The organism is Mycobacterium sp., assembly GCF_032162605.1.
GTDB lineage: Bacteria > Actinomycetota > Actinomycetes > Mycobacteriales > Mycobacteriaceae > Mycobacterium.
The window spans coordinates 1-3,269 of the sequence record NZ_JAVROT010000638.1; the positions used below are offsets into that span (position 1 = coordinate 1).

The following is a 3,269-nucleotide window of genomic DNA, read 5'->3' on the forward strand; positions in this document are numbered from 1 at the left end:
GACGGCGGCTGCCAGCGGCAGCACGATCGCCGCCCGGACCGCTCGACGGGCAGCGTCGTTCTCCGGGTCGCGTTCCATGACCCGCTCTTTTCCCCGGCGCCAGAGGCCAGCCGGGGTCCGCATGAACCGGATGTTAGACCGGGGTGTCAGCTCGCGTCCGGCACCGAGCCGAACCGGCCGGAATCCAATGTCTCGAGCATCTGGTCCGCGATCCATTCGAGGTCGTCGGGGTCGCGTGGGAGGTTCGACTGCTCGTAACCGATCAACAGGTACATCGCCCAGGAGGCGAACACCTGGGCCTGGTGCTTGTGGTCGAGGATCTCGAAGGCCGCGTCGGAGAGGAGGTCGTACCGCCGCTGGTCGACGGCGGACTGCACGGCGCGAACACCGGCGTCGATCGAACTCCAGACACGGATCGCCGCCTCGGCGCGGTGGGGAAGCGCGAGTGCCACCTGGATGTAGGCCCCGATGCGGCGCCGCGGGTCGGGTTCGGTGCCCATCACCTCGATGCTCTTGACAGTGCGCTGTTCGACCCAGTGCGCCACCAGGTCCCTGGTGTACGCCGACCAGCTGGCGAAGTAGTGATAGAAGGAACCCGTGGTGACGCCGAGGCGATTGCACACCTCGGCGAGCTTGAGGCCTCCGTATCCGAGGTCGGAGAGCACGTCGAGGCCAGTCTCGAAGTACGACTCCCGGGACACACCAGCCACCATGGATGAAAACCATAGTTCTCAGCGCTGTGTGCGCCACCGATTGGACCGCTCAGCTATGTCGGAATTTCGTAACATTTCGGGCGGACACCCCTGATTGACGGCGATGATGGTTTGCTGGAAGGTGAATTTTTACGGCTCCGCAACCTTTGGGCTCTAATGGCCCGGTGACGTGTGGCAGAATTTGACTGTGCCGTATACCGCTACCCGAGGACCTGGCCGCCCGCCTGCAGCGAAGGCCGCTGAGACCCGTGAGCGCATTGTGCGTGCGGCGCGCGAGGTTTTCAGCGAACTCGGTTACGACGCAGCAACATTCCAAGCAATCGCAATACGTGCCGATCTGACCCGCCCAGCCATTAATCACTACTTCGCCAGCAAGCGTGCGTTGTATGGCGAAGTGGTCGAGAAGACCAACGAGATGGTGGTTGCCGCGGGGATGGCCAAGGTGGAGGGACAAACGTCGCTCCTGAAGAGGTTGACGGCGTTTTTCTCAGCGGCCATGCAGGCGGAATCCCGTGATCGATCGGCCGCTGCGTTCCTGGTGACGTCGGTGCTCGAATCGCAGCGGCACCCCGAGCTCAGCCGCGACGAACACAACTCGTTGAAGACGTCCCGAGCGTTCGTGACCTGGGCCGTCAACGATTCGATCGAGCGAGGCGAGCTGACGACGGATGCGGACGTCCCGACGCTGGTCGAGATGTTGGTCGCGGTGATGTGGGGCATGGGTTTCTATGCCGGGTACGTCGGCGGCCACGACGAGCTGAGGGCCATCGTCGATAAGCTGGAGCTGCTTTTGGCGAACAAACTCTGGACGCTGACCGAGTAACTCATCGCGTCACCGAGCGTCCGGCGTGATGTACCACACAGATACGGCTAGCACGGCTAACTTCCTCGGTAGCATTGCGAACGACCTGTAGCGCTACCCGACGGACGGCACCACGATGAGCTCTTTGCGTACACACGACGACACCTGGGACATCGCCACCAGCGTCGGGTCCACCGCGGTGATGGTGGCCGCCGCCCGGGCGGGCGAAACCGATCGCGATGAGCCACTGATCCGCGATCCCTACGCGAAGATCCTGGTGGCCGGTGCTGGGACGGGCGTCTGGGAGTTCATGCTCGACGATGCCTTCATCGAGAAGGTCAAGGAAGCCGGTGAAGATGGAGCCGAAGCCGCCGCGATCTTCGAGCACATGGGCAACTACCAGGCGGTGCGGACGCATTTCTTCGACGCCTTCTTCGCCGATGCGACCGCGGGAGGAATCCGCCAGATCGTGATCCTGGCATCGGGTCTGGACTCCCGTGCCTACCGGTTGGACTGGCCCACCGGCACGACGGTCTTCGAGATCGATCAGCCGAAGGTGTTGGAGTACAAGTCGGCAACGCTGGCGGAACACGGTGTCGAGCCGTCGTCGGCGGCCCTGCGGCAGGTGCCCGTCGACCTCCGCTTCGAGTGGCCGGCGGCGCTGCGCGACGCGGGCTTCGACGAGACCGCGCCGACGGCCTGGTTGGCCGAAGGCCTCCTGATGTATCTGCCCGCCGACGCGCAGGACCTGTTGTTCGAGCGGATCACCGCGCTGAGCGCCCCGGGTAGCCGCGTCGCCGCCGAGACGGTCGGCGTGCATTCGGAGGAGCGGCGCACACAGATGCGTGAGCGCTTTCAGCAGCTGTCCGCCAAGTTCGAGATGGAGCAGGCGCTCGACGTCCAGGAGCTGATGTACAACGATCCCGACCGCGCGGACGTCACGGAGTGGCTGAACGATCACGGCTGGACGGCATCGGGTGTCACCTCGCAGACGGAGATGCAGCGGTTGGACCGCTGGGTGCTGACCGAGCAGACCGACGAGGACGCGTTCTCGACGTTCGTCGTGGGAGAACGCGGCTGAATCGCAGGCCGAATGGGGCCGCGAGGCGCACGAGGCGGGACCGGGCGAAGCCCGCCCGTCAACCGGGTGGTTGGTTAGGATCAGGCGACGCGAGGAGCAATCAACCGAAGCTTCCTCGGGTCAGGAAGGACTCCCAATGACCACACACGCCGAAGAAGTCCAAGCTCCGACCAGCGCAGCTGGCACCGCCGTCGACGTCCCCGCCGTGGTCGCGCGCCTGCGGAAGACCTTCGCCACCGGCCGCACGCGCGACGTCGCATGGCGCAGGCGGCAGCTGGAAGCGCTGCAGAAGCTGATGGTGGACAACGAGCCGGCCATCGCCGCCGCCCTCGAGCAGGACCTCGGCCGCAAGCCCTTCGAAGCGTGGCTCGCCGACGTCGTCGGCACTGCGGGTGAAGCCGCCGACGCCGCGAAGAACGTCGGCAAGTGGACCAGGCGCAAGCATCGGATGCTCGAGTTCTCCCAGCTGCCGGGCCGCGGTTGGGTGCAGTACGAGCCGTACGGCACGGTGCTGATCATCGGCGCCTGGAATTTCCCGTTCGCGTTGACGTTCGGACCCGCCGTTGGGGCGATCGCCGCAGGCAACACCGTCGTCCTCAAGCCGTCCGAGGTGTCTCCGGCGTCCTCGGCGCTGATGGCCGAGCTGGTGCCGCGGTACCTGGATCCCGACGCG

General features: G+C 65.4%; 4 protein-coding genes. 3 read left to right on the forward strand and 1 reads right to left on the reverse strand.

Features of this window, described 5'->3' with window-relative positions:
* Window positions 1-146 precede the first annotated feature (146 nt).
* Complete coding sequence (locus QOI01_RS36290; protein ID WP_526389107.1) at window positions 147-713, reverse strand: TetR/AcrR family transcriptional regulator; 567 nt, start codon at window positions 711-713, stop codon at window positions 147-149.
* 187 nt (window positions 714-900) lie between these two features.
* On the opposite strand from QOI01_RS36290, the gene QOI01_RS36295 reads away from it, so the two are divergent.
* The 3 genes from QOI01_RS36295 to QOI01_RS36305 form a co-directional block, all read left to right on the forward strand.
* Window positions 901-1,536 (forward strand): TetR/AcrR family transcriptional regulator, encoded by a 636-nt coding sequence (locus QOI01_RS36295; protein ID WP_526389109.1) that lies wholly within the window; start codon window positions 901-903, stop codon window positions 1,534-1,536.
* A gap of 115 nt (window positions 1,537-1,651) precedes the next feature.
* The gene (locus QOI01_RS36300) at window positions 1,652-2,596 is read left to right on the forward strand and encodes a class I SAM-dependent methyltransferase (protein ID WP_526389111.1); all 945 of its coding nucleotides are present in this window, start codon (window positions 1,652-1,654) and stop codon (window positions 2,594-2,596) included.
* 136 nt (window positions 2,597-2,732) lie between these two features.
* On the forward strand, window positions 2,733-3,269 hold a 537-nt coding region (locus QOI01_RS36305; RefSeq protein WP_526389113.1), incomplete at its 3' end, for an aldehyde dehydrogenase family protein.

Excerpts from the sequence above, each read along its gene's own strand:
- QOI01_RS36290 (WP_526389107.1), bottom strand. The coding sequence starts at position 713 with ATGGTGGCTGGTGTGTCCCGGGAGTCGTACTTCGAGACTGGCCTCGAC.
- QOI01_RS36300 (WP_526389111.1), top strand. The coding sequence starts at position 1,652 with ATGAGCTCTTTGCGTACACACGACGACACCTGGGACATCGCCACCAGC.